We start from the raw sequence: 19055 nt of genomic DNA on the forward strand, positions 1-19055 counted from the left end.
AGAGGGTGATTTCGGCGCCAGAAGTGAAGGTTGGCGTCCCGGCCGCGTAGCCTCAGCGTGCACAGCCAGCCGCTGAGGGAGCAGTCTTGGCACGGAATATCGGCAGCCGGTACACCGCCCACCAGATCCTGGGCCGCGGCAGCGCCGGCACGGTGTGGCTCGGCGAAGGGCCCGAGGGCCCCGTCGCCATCAAGCTGCTGCGCGAGGACCTGGCCGCCGATCAGGAGCTGGTCGGCCGCTTCGTGCAGGAGCGCACGGCTCTGCTCGGCCTCGACCACCCCCACGTGGTGGGCGTGCGCGACCTGGTGGTCGACGGCAACGACCTCGCCCTGGTCATGGACCTGATCCGCGGCACCGACGTGCGCACCCGCCTGGACCGCGAGCGCCGGCTCGCCCCCGAGGCGGCCGTGGCCATCGCGGCGGACGTCGCCGACGGGCTCGCCGCGGCCCACGCGGCGGGCATCGTGCACCGGGACGTGAAGCCCGAGAACATCCTCCTGGACATGCAGGGCCCGCTCGGCCCCGGCGGCGCCCACCCCGCCCTGCTCACCGACTTCGGCGTCGCCAAGCTCATCGACACCCCCCGCCGCACCAAGGCGACGCGGATCATCGGCACCCCCGACTACCTGGCGCCCGAGATCGTCGAGGGCCTCCCGCCGCGCGCCGCCGTCGACATCTACGCGCTCGCGACGGTCCTGTACGAGCTGCTCGCGGGCTTCACCCCGTTCGGCGGCGGCCACCCCGGCGCCGTCCTGCGCCGCCATGTCACCGAGACCGTCGTCCCGCTCCCCGGCATCCCGGACGAGCTGTGGCAGCTGATCGTGCAGTGCCTGGCCAAGGCCCCGGCCTCCCGGCTGCGCGCCTTCGAACTCTCGGTCCGGCTGCGCGAACTGCTCCCCCTGATCGCGGGCATGCCCCCGCTCGACGTGGACGAGCCGGACGCCGAGGGCGACGACGAGGAGGCGTACGAGGACCCCTGTCCGACCGCCTCCAGCACCCCCCGCCGCGGGGCGGTCCCGCTGGTGCCGGGGGCGCAGCACGACTCCGCGAACCGGGACACCCACACCAGCATGCGCGTCCCCGGCCCCGACGAGCTGGCCGGCGGCCCGCTGGGCACCGCCCGCGCGCCCCGCTCCGCGGGTGCCCCGCGCCCCGGCTCGGCGCGCCACCGCGCCGACCAGGTCCGCAAGCGCAGGCTCGTCCTGACGGCCTCGGCGGTCGCGCTCGCCGCGGCGGTCGGCGTGGGCGGCTGGCTGGCCCTGAGCGACGACTCCGGCAAGCAGTCGCCGCCGCAAGACACCAAGAACTCCGCGCCAGCCGCCCCCTAGGGAGGCGGGGATCGGGCGGCCCGGGGAACGCCGGAGCGCGCAGCCGTTACGCTGGACCCGTGGCAGTCGTCGATGTATCCGAAGAGCTGAAGTCCCTCTCCTCGACCATGGGGTCGATCGAGGCCGTCCTGGACCTCGACACGATGAGGGCAGATATTGCTGCGCTCGAAGAGCAGGCGGCCGCCCCGTCCCTGTGGGACGACCCGGAGGCGGCGCAGAAGATCACCAGCAAGCTGTCGCACCTCCAGGCGGAGCTGCGCAAGACCGAGGCCCTGCGCGGCCGGATCGACGACCTCGCGGTGCTCTTCGAGCTCGCCGAGGAGATGGACGACCCGGACACCCGCGCCGAGGCCGAGGCCGAGCTGGAGTCCGTGAAGAAGGCGCTGGACGAGATGGAGGTCCGCACCCTCCTGTCCGGCGAGTACGACGCCCGTGAGGCGCTGGTCAACATCCGCGCCGAGGCCGGCGGCGTCGACGCCTCCGACTTCGCCGAGCGCCTCCAGCGCATGTACCTGCGCTGGGCCGAGCGGCACGGCTACAAGACCGAGGTGTACGAGACCTCGTACGCGGAAGAGGCCGGCATCAAGTCGACCACCTTCGTGGTCAGCGCGCCCTACGCCTACGGCACGCTCTCCGTGGAGCAGGGCACGCACCGCCTGGTCCGCATCTCGCCCTTCGACAACCAGGGCCGCCGCCAGACGTCGTTCGCGGGCGTCGAGGTGCTGCCCGTCGTCGAGCAGTCCGACCACGTCGAGATCGACGAGTCCGAGCTGCGCATCGACGTGTACCGCGCGTCGGGCCCGGGCGGTCAGGGCGTCAACACCACCGACTCGGCGGTCCGCATCACGCACGTGCCGACCGGCATCGTGGTGTCCTGCCAGAACGAGCGCTCGCAGATCCAGAACAAGGCGAGCGCCATGAACGTCCTCCAGGCCAAGCTCCTGGAGCGCCGCCGCCAGGAGGAGCAGGCGCTGATGGACTCGCTCAAGGGCGACGGCGGCAACTCCTGGGGCAACCAGATGCGTTCGTACGTCCTGCACCCGTACCAGATGGTGAAGGACCTGCGCACCGAGTTCGAGGTCGGCAACCCGCAGGCGGTCCTCGACGGCGAGATCGACGGCTTCCTCGAAGCGGGCATCCGCTGGCGCAAGCAGCAGGAGAAGTAACCCGCCCGAGCAGACGCGCGGTTGGTACGAAGAGGCCGGGTCCCGGACAACGGGACCCGGCCTCTTCTGTTGTGGCGGTCGCGTGTGCCCGCGGTGGCGATTGCGTAGCGGCGCGCGGCGCGGACATGGCCTGAGGCCGAATTCGCTGGCGCAAGCGGGAAGGGGGCGACTCGGCGCTTTGTCGACTTGCGAACTGGCATAGGAGAGGCGCCAGTTCCGGTCTTCTGTCACAGTCGTATTCCCGTACGCCAGGCAAGTAGGGCGTTTTCGGGCATTGCGTGCGCAACGACCTTGACGGCATCTTTAAAACTGGCAAAGCTAACGCGCGGCATGCGTATCTCTGGGGCGTGTGTGACGGGGGGAGGGGCTCAGTCGCTTTCCCGGCGTTGCCGCCCCGGGCGCTGCTCCATGACGAGACAGCTACTGGGGGTAGCAGGCAGATGACCAAGAACACGCGGGTCCGCGTCGCGCGGATAGCAGCCGGTGCGGTGATTGCCGCCGGCGCGTCCCTGACCGCGGCGGGGGCGGCCCAGGCCGTCGGCTTCGACTCCAACGACGGCAAGGCCAAGAGCACCTACGACGAGCCCTGCATCCCGGGTACGCCGCTGTGCGACACCACGGGCGGCCAGTCGACCGGTTCCACCACCGCCGGCTCGACCGGCTCCACCACCGCCGGTTCGACCGGTTCCACGACGGACGGTTCGACCGGTTCGACGAGCACCTCGGGCACCTCGGGCTCGACGGGTTCGACGGGTTCGACGGGTTCGACGGGTTCGACCGGCAGCACGGGCTCCACCGGCTCCACGGGCTCCACTGGCTCGACCGGTTCGACGAGCACCTCGGGTTCCACGGGTTCGACCGGCAGCACCGGGTCCACGGGTTCGACCGGCAGCACGGGCTCCACCGGTTCGACGGGCTCCACCGGTTCGACGGGTTCGACCGGCTCCACGGGCAGCACCGGCTCGACGGGTTCGACGGGTTCGACCGGCAGCACGGGTTCCACCGGCTCCACCGGCACGACCGGCTCGACGAGCACCTCGGGCTCCACGGGCACCACGGGCACCACGGGCACCACGGGTTCGACCGGCAGCACCGGGTCCACGGGCTCCACCGGTTCGACGGGTTCGACCGGCTCCACCGGGTCCACGGGCTCGACCGGCACCACCGGTTCGACCGGGACCGCGGGCACCACCGGCACCACCGGCAACACGGGCACCAACCCCGACACCGTCGGCTCGCAGCCGGTCGAGCAGGGGCAGCAGAAGGAGGAGCTCGCCGCCACCGGTGCGGGCGGGACCACCTTCCTGCTGGTCGGTGCCGCGACCATGATCGCGGGTGGCATCGGCTTCCGCCTCATGCCGCGTCTCGCGGGCGGCCGTAACGCCGCGTAAGCAGAACCGAACGCAGAGGAGGGCCCCGGGTGCGATCCGCACCCGGGGCCCTCTCCGCGTAGGGACCGGTCTCTCAGACGGTCTGGTGGGCCAACAGGGCGCACGCCCCTATCAGCACGATGAGCAGGGTCACCAGCGCCGCAGGGGTCAGGGAGCCCCACTGGCCCTCCTGCTGCAGGCGCTCCCGGTTCGCCCGGCAGACACGGCAGCGGCCCTCGCTCACGGGCGCCGCGCAGTTGGCGCACACCAATCGGTCATAGGTCATGCGCTCTCCTCTCCCGCGCGGCGGAGCCGGCGCATACAGCGTTCAACCCGCTATCTCTCCGCTCAACGCTCAGGGGAACGCAACCGTTCCCCCTACCACTGTGCCAGCTCCCGCGCGTTTCGGCGCGCCCCGCCTGATTCATCCCGGTCCCGGACCCGCAACCGGAGGGACATAAGGTGCATCCCAGGACGGGGCCTGCGCGGGCTCGTCCCGTTCGCGTAAGGTCACGCACACCTATACTCCCGGCCGACCCGTGGTGCACCCGTGATCCGATTCGACAATGTCTCCAAGACCTATCCCAAGCAGAACCGACCAGCCCTGCGGGAAGTCTCCCTCGACATCGAGAAGGGGGAGTTCGTCTTCCTTGTCGGCTCGTCCGGTTCCGGGAAGTCGACCTTTCTGAGACTGATCCTGCGTGAAGAGCGCGCCAGCCATGGACAGGTGCACGTGCTCGGCAAGGATCTCGCCCGGCTCTCCAACTGGAAGGTGCCGCACATGCGGCGCCAACTGGGCACCGTCTTCCAGGACTTCCGGCTGCTCCCCAACAAGACCGTCGCGGAGAACGTCGCGTTCGCCCAGGAAGTCATCGGCAAGCCGCGCGGCGAGATCCGCAAGGCCGTGCCGCAGGTGCTCGACCTCGTCGGGCTCGGCGGCAAGGAGGACCGCAGGCCCGGTGAGCTCTCCGGCGGTGAGCAGCAGCGCGTGGCCATCGCCCGCGCCTTCGTCAACCGGCCCATGCTGCTCATCGCGGACGAGCCGACCGGCAACCTCGACCCGCAGACCTCCGTCGGCATCATGAAGCTGCTCGACCGGATCAACCGGACCGGCACCACCGTCGTCATGGCGACGCACGACCAGAACATCGTCGACCAGATGCGCAAGCGCGTCATCGAGCTGGAGTCCGGCCGTCTCGTACGTGACCAGGCGCGCGGCGTCTACGGCTACCAGCACTGAGCGCCGTAGAGCACTCGTCGAGCACTGAAAGGCTGAAATCGTCGCCATGCGCGCCCAGTTCGTACTCTCGGAGATCGGGGTCGGTCTCCGTCGCAACCTGACCATGACGATCGCCGTCGTCGTCTCCGTCGCCCTCTCCCTGGCCCTGTTCGGCGGTTCGCTGCTGATGCGGGACCAGGTCAACAACATGAAGGGCTACTGGTACGACAAGGTCAACGTCTCCATCTTCCTCTGCAACAAGGCGGACGCCGAGAGCGTCGCCAAGTGCGCCAAGGGCGCGGTGACCGCCCAGCAGAAGAAGGACATCGAGGCCGACCTCAAGAAGCTGGACGTCGTCCAGACGGTGTCGTACGAGTCGGCCGACGAGGCGTTCAAGCACTACAAGGAGCAGTTCGGCAGCTCCCCGATGGCCGGTTCGATCACGCCGGACCAGATGCAGGAGTCCTTCCGCGTCAAGCTCAAGGACCCGGAGAAGTTCAACGTGGTCGCCACCGCGTTCGCGGGCCGCGACGGCGTCCAGTCCGTCCAGGACCAGAAGGGCATCCTGGAGAACCTGTTCGGGCTGCTCAACGGCATGAACGTGGCGGCCATGCTGGTCATGTTCGTCATGCTGATCGTCGCACTGATGCTGATCGTCAACACCGTGCGCGTCTCCGCCTTCAGCAGGCGGCGCGAAACGGGGATCATGCGCCTGGTGGGCGCCTCCAGCTTCTACATCCAGGCGCCGTTCATCATGGAGGCCGCCTTCGCCGGGCTGATGGGCGGCGTGGCCGCCGCAGGCTTCCTGGTCGTCGGCCGCTACTTCATGATCGACCACGGGCTCGACCTGGCGCACAAGCTGAACCTCATCAACTTCATCGGCTGGGACGCGGTGTTGGCGAAGCTCCCGCTGGTCCTCGCGGCCAGCGTCCTGATGCCCGCGCTCGCGGCCTTCTTCGCGCTGCGCAAGTACCTCAAGGTCTGACCGCGCGTGTGACATACGCCCCGGGCGCCGTAGGAGCAACAGCCCCTACGGCGCCCGAGCCGTGTCCTAGACTCGGCGCCATGCCGGGCCCGGACCTCTGTCCCAGGCCCCGCGGTGTGCGCCGCGGGGCTGCTCTGGCATTGGTCTTCGCGAGCGTCCTGGTGACGGCTGCCGCCACCAACTGCCTGCCGCGCGCCGAGGAACGGCCCGCCCCGCTCGCCGCCGGACGGGCCGTCGCGGGGCTCGACCCGCGCGAGGGGCACACCACCCGCGGCGGCGACCGCACCGCCGAGGACGTGGCCCGCGCGGCCGCCGAGGCCCAGGCCGACGGGAAGTCCGCCACCCGCGCCGCCGAGGAGGCCGTGGGCCGCAGTGGGGACCGCTGGGGCGCGGTGTACGACAAGGCGCAGTACGAGCAGTACGCGGACGCCCTCGACGGCCGCTACACCGGAGTGGGTCTGTGGGTGTCCCGCACCGCCGACGGCCGCACCGAGGTGACCCGCGTCCAGGACGGCGGTCCCGCGGCGCGCGCGGGCATCGAGGCGGGCGACCTGCTGCGCAGCGTCGACCACTGGTCGGCCGACGGGCAGCCCGTCACCGAGACCGTCGCCCGGCTGCGCGGCGACGCGGCCGGGAGCAAGGTGGTCCTCGTCCTGGAGCGCGGCTCGCGCACCTGGACGCGGACGCTGGACCGGGCGGTCCTGGACACCGAGCCCGTGGCCGTCGAGAGCCTCTCCGCCAAGGTCGTCATGATCAAGGTGGCGGCCTTCACCAGGGGCTCGGGCGAGCGCGTACGGGCCGCCGTGCACCGGGCCCCCAAGGGCGCCGGCATCCTGCTCGACCTGCGGGGCAACAGCGGCGGCCTGGTCGGCGAGGCGGTCACCGCCGCCTCCGCCTTCCTCGACGGCGGCCTGGTCGCCACGTACGACGTGCACGGCAAGCAGCGGGCGCTGTACGCGGCCGACGACGGGGACGACGCCAGGCCCCTGGTGGTGTTGATCGACGGCGGCACCATGAGCGCGGCGGAACTGCTCACCGGCGCGCTCCAGGACCGCGGTCGCGCGGTCACCGTGGGCTCGCGCACCTTCGGCAAGGGGTCGGTCCAGCTGCCCACCGGCCTTCCGGGCGGCTCGGTCGCCGAGCTGACCGTCGGCCATTACCGCACCCCCTCCGGCCGTGGTCTCGACGGCAGGGGCATCACCCCCGACCTGCCGGTCACCGACCGGCCGCTCGAACACGCCGAGACGGTGCTGAGCGGTCTCGGCGGCACGTCGTAAACCTGTTGCGCCGGGGTGCGAAAATGGCCGCACTATGGCTAAGAACACGGGCAAGGACAAAGAGAAGGACAGCAAGCGCAAGCTGGTCGCGCAGAACAAGAAGGCACGGCACGACTACCTCATCATCGACACCTATGAGTGCGGTCTGGTGCTCACCGGCACCGAGGTGAAGTCGCTGCGCCAGGGCCGCGCCTCGCTGGTCGACGGTTTCGTGCAGATCGACGGCGGCGAGGCCTGGCTGCACAACGTGCACGTGCCGGAGTACGCGCAGGGCACCTGGACCAACCACAGCGCGCGGCGCAAGCGGAAGCTGCTGCTGCACCGGGCGGAGATCGACAAGCTGGAGTCGAAGTCCGGGGAGTCGGGTCACACGATCGTGCCCCTCGCGCTGTACTTCAAGGACGGCCGGGCCAAGATCGAGATCGCGCTCGCCAAGGGCAAGAAGGAGTACGACAAGCGCCAGACGCTGCGCGAGAAGCAGGACCGGCGCGAGACGGACCGGGCCATCTCGGCGGTCAAGCGCAAGGAGCGGGCGAGCCTGCGGCAGGCCCGCGCGGAATAGGCTGGCACCCTCGGGCGTTGGTCACGTACGATGGCACTGCACCTCAGCGAAGGTGCGGCACCACCTTGAAAAAACAACATGGGGATGATCGGTTTCGACAGCGGATGTCGAAGCAGGGGAAGCGTGTCGAGGAAGCGGCAATGATCTCGTAAACCATATGTCGCAAACAATAATCGCCAACACCAAGCGCGATACCTTCGCCCTCGCTGCCTAAGTAGCGACTTGCGAAGTGTCAGCCCGGGGCTGTTCCCGACCCGGATCCTGGCATCAGCTAGGGAACTAAACTTCCGGACCCGGTCACGGGGTCCGGAAGGAAATCAAACAGTGACTGGGCCCGTCGGCGACTTGTTCGCGTGATTGCCGGGGCCGAGAAAATCGCAGCGAACTGCACACGGAGAAGCCCTGTTTTTGCACCGTTGGACGCGGGTTCGATTCCCGCCATCTCCACGATCGAGGAGAACCGGATCTCCGGATCACCTCGCCCCATGTAGGCAAAGGCCCGGTCGCTTTCGAGCGGCCGGGCCTTTGTCGTGCCCGGACCGGGCTTTAGGCGACCGGCTGGCCGGTCAGCATCCCCAGGAGCTGGTCCATCTCGTTGCGCCACAGCCGGTGGACGTTCATGCGGGTCGGCTTCGGCTGGCCGGGCAGCTGGCAGCGGAACGAGCTCCACAGGGTGTTCCGCCGGACGTCGCTGATCATCCGCAGGGCCTCGGCCGGGGGGATCGCCACGACGAGCTCCCGCGGGCGGTTGTTCCACCGGCTGGCCCGGTGCAGCAGCACGGCCTGCTGGGTCACGGTGATGAAGTAGTACGTCAGGAAGGCCTGGCCTATGACGCCGAACATGCTCATCAACCAGACGCTGGGGCCCGCTATCGCCTGGATCATGACGATCGGACGGTCCTGCGGGTTGGCCTGCGCGATCGCCTCGGCGACCTGCTGCTGGATGGTCGACTTCTTCATGGCCATGGGGATGGGCCTTTCCTGACGCGGGGCACGCCGGAGCGGAGGGTGTCACGCTCAAGCGGAAGGGGACGTCCCGCTCAGCTGCGGGGCGGTGCAGCGTACCGCCCGTGTCCCGTGGCGCACACCACCAGGGCGACGGCCGCAGCGCAGACCGGGACCAAGTAGCCCATCGCGGCGCCCGCTTGCTCGACGACCTGGCCCCCGGTGGCCGAACCGGCCGCGATGCCGCCGAGGATCGCGGTGACGGCGAGGGTCATGCCCTCGTTCAACCGGCCCTCGGGAGTGAGGCGCTGGACCAGGGTCATGCCGGTGACCATGGTCGGCGCGGTGGCCGCCCCTGCGCACAGCAGGGCGGCCGCGAGGGCGGGGAGCGACCCGCCGGTCCGCGCCGCGAGCAGCGGCAGCCACATCAGGGCGGTCATCGCCGCCACGCAGCCGACGAGCCGCCGGAACACGCGGCGGGCGGGGCGCACCGATCCGTACAGGAGTCCCGCGACGCACGAGCCGGCCGCCTGGAGCGCGAGCACCGGGCCCGCCGCCGCGCCGAGGCCGAGTCCGTCGGTGTACGCGATGGTCACCACCTCCAGGGAGCCGAAGACCGCCCCGGTGGCGAGGAAGACCGCGAGGAGGGGAGCGAACCCCCGTGTGCGGAAGGGGGACTTGGCTGATCCCGTGCGGAGCGACGGGGGCGGTTCGGTCGCGCGCTGGGCCGCGAAGAGCAGCACGCCCGTCATCAGCAGCACCGCGCCCACGAGCGTGCCGGCCTCGGGGAAGAGGGCCGAGCACAGGAAGGCGGCGACGACCGGGCCGAGCATGAAGCAGAGCTCGTCGGCGGCCTGTTCGAAGGAGTTGGCGGTGTGCAGGGCGGCCGCGTCCTCCCGGGAGGAGCCACGGTGCAGATGGGCCCAGCGGGCGCGGGACATGCCGCCGGTGTTGGGGGTGGTGGCGGTCGCGGCGTACGCGGCGAACAGGGTCCAGTTCGGGGCGCCGAAGTGCACGCACAGGAGCAGGGCGAGCGAGCCGAGGACCGCAACCGCCGTCGCCGGTACGGCGATTCGGGCCTGGCCGTGCCGGTCCACGAGCCGGGCGGTCCAGGGGGCGACCAGCGCGGTCGCGGCGAGGCCGGTGGCGGTGACGGCACCGGCCAGCGCGTACGAGCCGCGCGATCCGGCGATCATGATCACGGCACTGACGCCGAACATGCCCATGGGCAGCCGGGCGATCAGATTGCCGAGCGTGAAGGCACGGGTTCCGGGGGTGCGGAAGAGGCGTATGTAGGGGTTCGGGTGGCGGGCGGGCGAGGTGGGCTGCGGCATGCCCCGATCCTTTCCGGGGCCGGGTCGGCGGGTCCAACACCTGATCAGCGCCCATTCACCCACTCTTGTTGTCAACGCCCTTGATGCTGTTGACTTCCGCGCGTGCCCCGCGACCTGGATCCGCGGCTGCTGCGCTCGTTCGCGGCCGTCGCCGACGAACTGCACTTCACCCGCGCCGCCGCCCGCCTCTTCGTCGCCCAGCAGGCACTGAGCCGCGACATCCGGCGCCTGGAGGGGGAGTTGGGCGCCGAACTCTTCTCGCGGACCACCCGCGCGGTGGCGCTCACCGCGGACGGGGCACGGCTGCTGCCGTACGCCCGCAAGGTGCTCGCCGCCCATGACGAACTGCGCGGCGCGTGGGGGGAGCAGGGCCGGGCGCGGCCGCTGCTCGTCGATGTCTCGGCGCCGGTCGGCACCGGTGCGCGGGTGCTCGCCGAGGCCCGCGAACAGGCGCCCGGCGTCGAGTTCGTGGCCCGGTTCATCAGCGGGCTCACCGGGGCCGCCGCCGAGATCCTCGCCGGGCGGCTCGACGTCTCCTTCGGCCGGGCCGCCGGGCTCGACCCGGCGGTGCTCGCGGGCCTCGCCCACCAGCCGGTGCGTTACGAGCGGATGGCGGTGCTGCTCGCCGAGGACCACCGCCTCGCGGGTCTCGCCGAGGTGCCGCTCGCGGCGCTGGCCGGCGAGACGCTGTACGCGGCGGCGGGCAATGGGGCCACCCGGGAGTGGACCGACCTCGCCGAGCGGCTCTTCGCGGGGCGCGGCATCCGCACGGCCGCGCCGTTCCCGGAGATCGCGGGCGAGGAGGAGTTCGTGCGGGTGGTGCGCAAGCAGGGCTGGTCGGTCCTCGCCAGCACCGAGTTCATGGACGTGCCCGGCATGGTGGTCCGCCCGCTGACCGGACCCGTACCGCTCGCCCCGGTCTCGATGGTGTGGCGCAAGGGGTTCTCGCATCCCGGCGTCGAGGCGCTCCGGCGGGTCGCCGCCGAGGCCTCCGCGGCGCACGGCTGGCTGCGAAGACCCGCCGGAAGCTGGCTGCCCGAGCCCGACTTGTCCCTGATGGCGGCTGATGCCCCGCACGCGTCCCATCGAAGTCGAACATCACGCGATACGTGAACACATGTCCATGGACTCGTGCGCTACATTCATCGCCCGGGTGCGGCGGGATGGTGGGGGCGCTCGGAACGGGTGGGTTCTCCCCGTTCCGGCTGAGGCCCCCGGGAGTCGTGCGCGCAACCCGCGAAACACAGGTCAGGGAGTGCGTACGAACATGGACAGTGGAATAGTCGGCGGGCCGGGGGGACAGCCCCGTCCCGACCGCTCGGAGGGTGGCGGGCCGCCGCGTGACGCCACCGTGCGACTCGGCTTCTTCGCGGAGCAGTTGAGCCCACCCGCGCACCCGCTCGGCAAGCCCGACCCGCGCCTGAGCGTGCCCCGGCCGCGGGCGGCCGAGCCCGAGCCGGTTCAGCGCTCCGCCACGCAGAAGATCCCGGTCTTCAAGCCGTTGCGGGCGGCCTCGGCCGAGCGGGCCGTGTTCGTGGACGCCAGCGGACGGCGCGGCAAGAAGATCCGCTGGCTCGGCTGGATCTTCGGGCTCGCCGCCACCGGCTTCGCGGTGGCGCTCGTCGGCTCGCTGCTCGGCGGCAGCGCCCGCGCCCCCGGCCTCAACCTGCCCGAGGGCAGCAAGGCCGACTCCGTGACCGCGCCGCCGCAGGCCGCCGCCTCGCAGCCGCCGTCACCGAAGGCGTCCTCCACGAAGAAGGCCCTGACCCCGGTGCACAGCCCCTCCAAGGCGCCCTCGGCCAAGGCCTCCAGGTCCGAGCACGGCGCCACCCCCGCCACGGGCCACAGCCCGGTGCGGTCCTCCCCGCACCCCAGCGCCTCGCACAAGCCGTCCGCGCGGGCGGCCTCCCTCACCGTCGGCGCGACCGGCGCCTGAGCACCACCGTCCCGGATCCGCCCGCAGTGGCCCGGTCGGCGGCCCTGAGTCCCGCCTCAGCACCCCTCACCTCCTGAGCACCAACCCCGTACGGCGACCCCGGCGTACCGGCCCGAAGGCGTAACGACACCTGCCATGAGAACCACCAAGGCCAAGCCGCGGCCGGCGCGGCGCAAGCGGCTGCCCATGCGCTACCTGCTGCCGCTGCTGCTGCTCGTCGCGCTCGTCGCGATGCTGATGCTGCGCGGCTACGTGCACAGCGAGATCTCCGCGGACCACCGCGTCCGCGACCCCGCGCCCACCGACAAGGTGCCCGAGAAGATCATCGACGGCGGCCCGGTCATCGACGCGCGCGCCCCCGGAAAGCCGGTCAGCCTCCAGATACCGGACCACAAGATCGTCATCACCTTCGACGACGGCCCGGACCCCACCTGGACGCCGAAGGTCCTGGACGAGCTGAAGAAGTACCACGCGCACGCCGTCTTCTTCGTCACCGGAACCAACGCCTCGCGCTACCCCGACCTCATCAAGCGCATGGTCGCCGAGGGCCACGAGGTGGGGCTGCACACCTTCAACCACCCCGACCTCTCCTACCAGTCGAAGTCGCGGATCGACCGGGAGCTCTCCGAGAACCAGCTCGCGCTCGCGGGCGCCGCGGGCGTGCACAGCTCGCTGTTCCGGCCGCCGTACTCCTCGTTCGCCGACGCCATGGACAACGACACCTGGCCGGTCGTCCAGTACGTCGGCAGCAAGGGCTATGTCGTTGCGCTCGACTCCACCGACAGCGAGGACTGGCAGCGGCCCGGGGTCAAGAAGATCATCCACAACGCCACCCCGGAGGACAACAAGGGCGCCATCGTCCTGATGCACGACTTCGGCGGCGACCGCTCGCAGACCGTGGCCGCGCTCGACAAGTTCCTGCCGGACATGCAGGGGTCGGGCTACACCTTCGTCAACCTCACCACCGCGCTCGGCGCGCCCAGCGCGCTGACCCCGGTCAGCGGCATGGACCTGTGGAAGGGCGAGGCGTTCGTGGGCGCCGTCCAGGTCGCCGAGCACACCACCGACTTCCTCGTCGTGGGCCTCGCGATCGTCGGCGTGCTGGTGTTCACCCGGTTCGGCCTGATGCTGCTGCTCTCCTTCGCGCACGCCCGCAAGGTCCGCAGGAAGGACTTCCAGTGGGGGCCGCCGGTCACCGAACCGGTCTCGGTGCTCGTGCCCGCCTACAACGAGCGCGAATGCATCGCCAACACCGTTCGTTCGCTCATGGCGAGCGACCATCCGATCGAAGTGATCGTGATCGACGACGGTTCGAGCGACGGCACCGCCGACATCGTCGAGGCGCTCGGCTACCCCAACGTGCGCGTGGTGCGCCAGGAGAACGCGGGCAAGCCCGCCGCCCTCAACAACGGCATCGCGCACGCTCGTTACGAGCTCGTCGTGATGATGGACGGCGACACCGTCTTCGAGCCGTCCACCGTCCGCGAACTGGTCCAGCCCTTCGGCAACCTGCGCGTCGGCGCCGTCGCGGGCAACGCCAAGGTCGGCAACCGGGACTCGCTCATCGGCGCCTGGCAGCACATCGAGTACGTGATGGGCTTCAACCTCGACCGCCGCATGTACGACCTGCTCGGCATCATGCCCACCATCCCGGGCGCGGTCGGCGCCTTCCGGCGCCAGGCCCTGGAGCGGGTCGGCGGCATGAGCGAGGACACCCTCGCCGAGGACACCGACATCACCATGGCCATCCACCGCGACGGCTGGAAGGTGGTCTACAGCGAGAACGCCCGCGCCTGGACCGAGGCCCCCGAGTCCGTCCAGCAGCTGTGGTCACAGCGCTACCGCTGGTCGTACGGCACGATGCAGGCGATCTGGAAGCACCGCGGCGCCGTCAAGGACCGCGGCCCCTCGGGCCGCTTCGGCCGCTTCGGCCTGCCGCTGGTCGCCCTGTTCATGGTGGTGGCGCCCCTCCTCGCCCCGCTCATCGACATCTTCCTGCTGTACGGGATCGTCTTCGGCAAGACCGAGCAGACCATCGTGGCCTGGCTCGTCGTGCTGATGATCCAGGCGATCTGCGCGGCCTACGCCTTCCGGCTCGACAAGGAACGCCTGACCCACCTGCTCTCGCTGCCGCTCCAGCAGGTCCTGTACCGGCAGTTGATGTACGTCGTGCTGCTCCAGTCCTGGATCACCGCGGTGACCGGAGGCCGGCTGCGCTGGCAGAAGCTGCGCCGCACCGGCGTGGTCGAGGCGCCGGGCAACCCGGCCGCGCGAAAGGCCGTCGGATGACCTCGTACGCGCAGGCGCCCGGGGCGGTGGCCGATCCCGCCGCCCCGGCGCCCCGGCCGCCCGCGCGCGACCGGTACTTCGACTTCCTGCGTGCCCTCGCCCTGTTCCGGGTGGTGCTCTACCACCTGATGGGCTGGGCCTGGCTGCCGCTCGCCTTCCCGTCCATGGGCGTGATGTTCGCGCTCGCCGGGAACCTGATGGCGCGCTCCCTGAAGCGGCCCGCCGTCCAGGTGGTGCGCGGCCGCCTGCGCCGGCTGCTCCCGCCGATGTGGCTGCTCGGCGCGGTCGGCATCACCGGCATGCTCGCCCAGGGCTGGGGCCCCGACTCCGACGGGCACCCCGCCTGGTGGTGGGGGCACCTGCTGTTCTGGGTGGTCCCGCTCAGCGACCCGCCGTACGGGGCGGGCCTGCCCGGCATCCACCACGTCCTGGGCGAGAACTGGGGCGCCAACCTCGCCGAGCCGCTCTGGTACCTGCGCGCCTACCTGTGGTTCGTGCTGCTCTCGCCGCTGTTCCGGGTGCTCATGCGGCGCCTGCCGTGGCTGACGATCCTCGCTCCGGTGGCGATCGCCGCGCTGATGGACGCCGTGGACCTCGGGCTGCCCACCCGCGTCGACTCCGCGCTCACCGACTTCGCCACCTTCGGCGCCTGCTGGATCCTCGGCATGGCCCACCAGGCGGGCGTACTGCGGAAGTTGCCCGCCTACCTGGTGCCCTCGCTCGCCCCCATCGTGATGGCCCTCGGCTACTGGTGGGCGGTGCGCGGCGGATACTCGATCACGGGCAGCACCGAGCTCGACTCGATCCCGCTCGCACAGACCCTGTGGTCGCTCGGCGCCGTCCTCCTGCTGCTGCACATCAGCCCCTCGTGGCAGGTCTGGCCGGCCCCGCTGAGGCGATGGGACCGGCTGATCACACTGCTCAACTCGCGGGCCGTGACGGTCTACCTGTGGCACAACCTGTGCATCCTGGCCGCCGCCACGGTCTGGGACGACCTGTGGAGCATCGACGCACTGGCCGGCGCGGCCAAGTTCCTCAACAGCTCCTGGCCGGTCCTCGCCGTGACCTGGGTGCTGATCGGCCTGTGCGTGCTGTGCTTCGGCTGGGTCGAGGACGTGGCGGCCAAGCGCCGGCCCCGGCTCTGGCCCGCCTGAGGCGACCGGGCGGCGGCGCCTCACCGCCGCCGCCCGGATCCGGTGAAGACAAGGTTGCACCCCGGTCATCCGGCGGCACGCGACCGAAACCCGCCCTCCCTACGGTCGCCGGCACGACAAGCGACGCGACCGTGGAGGCGACATGGCAGGCCGTTGGATCGAGCGGTGGGAGCCGGAGGACGACACCTTCTGGCGCGAGACGGGCAGGAGCGTCGCCCGCCGCAACCTCTTCCTGTCCGTGTTCTGCGAACACGTCGGGTTCTCCATCTGGAGCCTGTGGTCGGTGATGGTGCTCTTCATGGGCCCGGCCTACGGGGTGGACCCGGCGGGCAAGTTCTTCCTGATCTCGGTGGCGACCCTCGTCGGCGCCCTGGTCCGCGTCCCGTACACCTTCGCCGTCGCCCGCTTCGGCGGCCGCAACTGGAGCGTCGTCAGCTCGCTGCTCCTGCTGGTCCCGGCGGCGGCCGCCTGGTTCGCCATGGAGCCGGGCACCTCGTACACCACCTTCCTCCTAATCGCGGCCGTCGCCGGGGTCGGCGGGGGCAACTTCGCTTCCTCGATGACCAACATCAACGCCTTCTTCCCGCTCCGCGAGAAGGGCTGGGCGCTGGGGCTCAACGCGGGCGGCGGCAACATCGGCGTACCGGTGGTGCAGCTCGTCGGGCTGCTCGTCATCGCGACCGCGGGCGCGGGCCACCCGCGCGTCGTGCTCGCCGTCTACCTGCCGCTCGTCGCCCTGGCCGGGCTGTGCGCGGCCCTGGGCATGGACAACCTGGCGCCGGTGCGCAACGACAAGGGCGCGGTCCGCGAGGCGCTGCGCGAGGCGCACACCTGGATCATGGCTCTCCTGTACGTCGGCACCTTCGGCTCCTTCATCGGCTACAGCTTCGCCTTCGGCCTCGTCCTGCAGACCCAGTTCGGGCGGAGTCCGCTCCAGGCCGCCTCGCTCACCTTCATCGGGCCGCTGCTCGGCTCGCTGGTCCGGCCGGTCGGCGGCCGGCTCGCCGACCGTTTCGGCGGCGCCCGCATCACCCTGGGCAACTTCGCCGCGATGGCGGCGGCGACCGGCGTCGTCCTGTACGCCTCGGTGGACGCGTCGCTGCCCGTCTTCCTCGCCGGGTTCATCGCCCTGTTCGCGCTCAGCGGCCTCGGCAACGGCTCCACCTACAAGATGATCCCCGCGATCTTCCAGACCAGGGCGCTCGCCCGCGGGCTGCGGGGCGAGGAGGCGGCGGCCTACGGGCGGCGCCTCTCCGGGGCCGCCATGGGCCTGGTCGGGGCGGTCGGCGCGCTCGGCGGACTCGCCATCAACCTCGCCTTCCGCCAGTCCTTCCGGGCCGCGGGCAGCGGCACCGCCGCCTTCGTCGCCTTCCTGGCCTGTTACGCGGTGTGCTCCGCGGTGACCTGGGCGGTATACGTGCGCCGACCCGCGCGAGCGGCCGCCTCCACCGCGCCCGAGCCCGCCTGGGCGAAGGTGTGATCCTGGCCGGCGGGGCCGGGACGTAACACCCGGGAAACCACGGTGAACCCCGGGCGTCACGCCCCGTTGGCACGCTCGGACGCCACCGCACCACCTGGAGAGTCATGTCCGCAGAACCAGAAGCGGTCGCACCGCACGGACCCCTCAGCGGATTCACCGTCGGGGTCACCGCGGCCCGCCGGGCCGACGAGCTCGCGGCGCTGCTCACCCGCCGCGGGGCCGCGGTGCTGCACGCGCCCGCACTGCGGATCGTCCCGCTCGCCGACGACAGCGAACTCCTCGCCGCCACCCAGGAGTTGATCGCCAAGACGCCCGACACGGTGGTGGCCACCACCGCCATCGGGTTCCGCGGCTGGGTCGAGGCCGCCGACGGATGGGGGATAGGGGATGCTCTCCTCGCCACCCTCAAGGGCGTCGAGCTCCTCGCCCGCGGCCCCAAGGTCAAGGGCGCGGTCCGGGCCGCCGGGCTCACCGAGCGGTGGTCGCCCTCGTCCGAGTCGATGGCCGAGGTCCTGGAGCGGCTGCTCGCCGAGGGCGTGGCGGGCCGGCGCATCGCGATCCAGCTGCACGGCGAACCGCTGCCCGGCTTCGTCGAGGCGCTGCGCGCGGGCGGCGCCGAGGTCGTCGGCGTGCCCGTGTACCGCTGGCTGCCGCCGCGGGATCCGGCCCCGCTCGACCGGCTCCTGGACGCCACCGTCTCGCACGGCCTGGACGCGCTCACCTTCACCAGCGCCCCGGCCGCGGCCTCCCTGCTCGGCCGGGCCGAGGAGCGCGGCATGCTCGCCGAGCTGCTGCTCGCCCTCCACCACGACGTGCTGCCCGCCTGTGTCGGACCGGTCACCGCGCTGCCGCTCCAGGCTCGCGGGGTGACCACCCTCGCCCCCGAGCGCTTCCGCCTGGGCCCGCTCGTCCAGCTCCTGTGCACCGAACTCCCCTCCCGCGCACGGTCGTTGCCGCTGGCCGGCCGACGCGTGGAGATCCGCGGCCAGGCCGTGCTCGTGGACGGCGAACTGCGCCCCGTGCCGCCCGCGGGCATGGCCCTGCTGCGCACTCTCGCCCGCCGCCCCGGCTGGGTGGTGCCGCGCGCCGAACTGCTCCGGGCGCTGCCGGGCTCGGGCACCGACGAACACGCCGTGGAGACGGCGATGGCCCGCCTGCGCACGGCACTTGGCGCGCCCCGGATCATCCAGACGGTGGTCAAGCGCGGCTACCGCCTCGCGCTCGATCCGGCCGCCGACGCGAAGTACGCGGACGGCCGGTAGGAGGGGTTCCGGGGGCGGCCGCGGGCGGGCACTCTGGGGGGAAGCACTCACCGGTAACCCCTAGGCGGTGACAGGCGCATGTTGCGGTTCGACTCCGGGCGGATCTGTCTGGATCTGGTGGCGACCGGGGCGTACGAGAGTGAACAGCTCGACACCGCCGCACAGGTGGGCCAGTGGCTGCTGGGCGTGGGCCTGGTCCCGCGCGGCACCCCGCTCGCCGGACTCGACGCCGACTGGCCCCGGCGATTCGTCGAACTGCGCCGCTGCATCGGCCAGTTGATCCAGGCCGAGCTGGGCGGGGCCCCCGGCGGGGCGCCCGCCGCCCTCGACCGGGTCAACGCCCTCGCGGCCGCCCCGCCCCCGGGGGTACGGGCGATCCGGAGCGCCGACGGCGGGCTCGTGCGCACCCTGAGCCGCGCCCCGGACTGCGGCGCGCTGCTCGCCGCCGTCGCCCGGGACGCCGTCGACCTGCTCACCGACCCCGAGGCCAGGGCCCGCCTGCGCCAGTGCGAGGGCGACAACTGCCGGCTGCTCTACCTCGACACCTCGCGCGGACGCCGGCGCCGCTGGTGCTCCAGCGAGGTGTGCGGCAACCGCGAGCGGGTGGCCCGGCACCGGCGCCGCGTCGCCGCCCTGTGACCTCCGGGGCCCCCGGGACGACCGCCGCGCGAAGAAAGTCGCCCGGCGTTTGAATGGATCCCGACAACCGCCCGTATGGAGAGACGAACCGGCTCGCAGCCGCGCGCCG

Annotated in this window: 17 protein-coding genes and 1 other RNA gene; 15 read left to right on the forward strand and 3 right to left on the reverse strand. The window is 71.6% G+C overall.

Annotated elements, in window-relative coordinates:
* Nucleotides 1-86: 86 nt before the first annotated feature.
* From DT019_RS11065 to DT019_RS39120, 3 genes are all read left to right on the forward strand, one after another.
* Entirely contained in the window at nt 87-1328 is a 1242-nt protein-coding gene (locus DT019_RS11065; protein WP_114036586.1) for a serine/threonine-protein kinase, read from the forward strand.
* Nucleotides 1329-1387: 59 nt separating this feature from the next.
* Complete coding sequence (gene prfB, locus DT019_RS11070; protein ID WP_114036587.1) at nt 1388-2494, forward strand: peptide chain release factor 2; 1107 nt, start codon at nt 1388-1390, stop codon at nt 2492-2494.
* A gap of 440 nt (nt 2495-2934) precedes the next feature.
* The gene (locus DT019_RS39120; protein WP_147267295.1) at nt 2935-3885 is read left to right on the forward strand and encodes a hypothetical protein; all 951 of its coding nucleotides are present in this window, start codon (nt 2935-2937) and stop codon (nt 3883-3885) included.
* 73 nt (nt 3886-3958) lie between these two features.
* Here the strand turns inward: DT019_RS39120 and DT019_RS11080 are convergent, their stop codons facing one another.
* On the reverse strand, nt 3959-4150 hold the full coding sequence (locus DT019_RS11080; RefSeq protein WP_114036588.1) for a hypothetical protein: 192 nt from the start codon (nt 4148-4150) through the stop codon (nt 3959-3961).
* 264 nt (nt 4151-4414) lie between these two features.
* Here DT019_RS11080 and ftsE point away from each other — a divergent pair, with 264 nt between their 5' ends.
* The 5 genes from ftsE (at nt 4415) to ssrA (ending at nt 8357) form a co-directional block, all read left to right on the forward strand.
* Nucleotides 4415-5104, forward strand: a complete 690-nt coding sequence (ftsE, locus tag DT019_RS11085; RefSeq protein WP_114036589.1) for a cell division ATP-binding protein FtsE — start codon at nt 4415-4417, stop codon at nt 5102-5104.
* Nucleotides 5105-5150: 46 nt separating this feature from the next.
* Entirely contained in the window at nt 5151-6068 is a 918-nt protein-coding gene (ftsX, locus tag DT019_RS11090; RefSeq protein WP_114036590.1) for a permease-like cell division protein FtsX, read from the forward strand.
* A gap of 80 nt (nt 6069-6148) precedes the next feature.
* Entirely contained in the window at nt 6149-7345 is a 1197-nt protein-coding gene (locus tag DT019_RS11095; RefSeq protein ID WP_114036591.1) for a S41 family peptidase, read from the forward strand.
* A 34-nt stretch (nt 7346-7379) separates the two neighbouring features.
* Nucleotides 7380-7907, forward strand: a complete 528-nt coding sequence (smpB, locus tag DT019_RS11100; protein WP_114036592.1) for an SsrA-binding protein SmpB — start codon at nt 7380-7382, stop codon at nt 7905-7907.
* A gap of 80 nt (nt 7908-7987) precedes the next feature.
* Nucleotides 7988-8357, forward strand: a transfer-messenger RNA (tmRNA) gene (gene ssrA, locus DT019_RS11105).
* Nucleotides 8358-8453: 96 nt separating this feature from the next.
* Here ssrA and DT019_RS11110 read toward each other — a convergent pair.
* Entirely contained in the window at nt 8454-8873 is a 420-nt protein-coding gene (locus DT019_RS11110; RefSeq protein ID WP_114036593.1) for a hypothetical protein, read from the reverse strand.
* A gap of 74 nt (nt 8874-8947) precedes the next feature.
* The gene (locus DT019_RS11115) at nt 8948-10186 is read right to left on the reverse strand and encodes an MFS transporter (RefSeq protein WP_114036594.1); all 1239 of its coding nucleotides are present in this window, start codon (nt 10184-10186) and stop codon (nt 8948-8950) included.
* Nucleotides 10187-10288: 102 nt separating this feature from the next.
* On the opposite strand from DT019_RS11115, the gene DT019_RS11120 reads away from it, so the two are divergent.
* From DT019_RS11120 to DT019_RS11150, 7 genes are all read left to right on the forward strand, one after another.
* Nucleotides 10289-11299, forward strand: coding sequence for a LysR family transcriptional regulator (locus DT019_RS11120; RefSeq protein ID WP_114036595.1), 1011 nt, complete (start codon nt 10289-10291; stop codon nt 11297-11299).
* Nucleotides 11300-11453: 154 nt separating this feature from the next.
* Nucleotides 11454-12122, forward strand: a complete 669-nt coding sequence (locus DT019_RS11125; RefSeq protein WP_147267296.1) for a hypothetical protein — start codon at nt 11454-11456, stop codon at nt 12120-12122.
* A gap of 186 nt (nt 12123-12308) precedes the next feature.
* Nucleotides 12309-14411, forward strand: coding sequence for a bifunctional polysaccharide deacetylase/glycosyltransferase family 2 protein (locus DT019_RS11130; RefSeq protein WP_114036891.1), 2103 nt, complete (start codon nt 12309-12311; stop codon nt 14409-14411).
* Complete coding sequence (locus DT019_RS11135) at nt 14408-15565, forward strand: acyltransferase family protein (protein ID WP_114036597.1); 1158 nt, start codon at nt 14408-14410, stop codon at nt 15563-15565. Before DT019_RS11130 ends, DT019_RS11135 begins: the two co-directional genes overlap by 4 nt.
* Before the next feature lie 142 nt (nt 15566-15707).
* Nucleotides 15708-17045, forward strand: coding sequence for a nitrate/nitrite transporter (locus tag DT019_RS11140; RefSeq protein ID WP_114036598.1), 1338 nt, complete (start codon nt 15708-15710; stop codon nt 17043-17045).
* Nucleotides 17046-17149: 104 nt separating this feature from the next.
* A complete protein-coding gene (locus tag DT019_RS11145; protein ID WP_114036599.1) occupies nt 17150-18307 on the forward strand; it encodes a uroporphyrinogen-III synthase in 1158 nt (385 codons plus the stop codon).
* Nucleotides 18308-18385: 78 nt separating this feature from the next.
* A complete protein-coding gene (locus DT019_RS11150; RefSeq protein ID WP_114036600.1) occupies nt 18386-18946 on the forward strand; it encodes a CGNR zinc finger domain-containing protein in 561 nt (186 codons plus the stop codon).
* Nucleotides 18947-19055 lie beyond the last annotated feature (109 nt).

This window comes from Streptomyces sp. SDr-06 (genome assembly GCF_003324565.1).
In the GTDB taxonomy this organism is placed as follows: domain Bacteria; phylum Actinomycetota; class Actinomycetes; order Streptomycetales; family Streptomycetaceae; genus Streptomyces.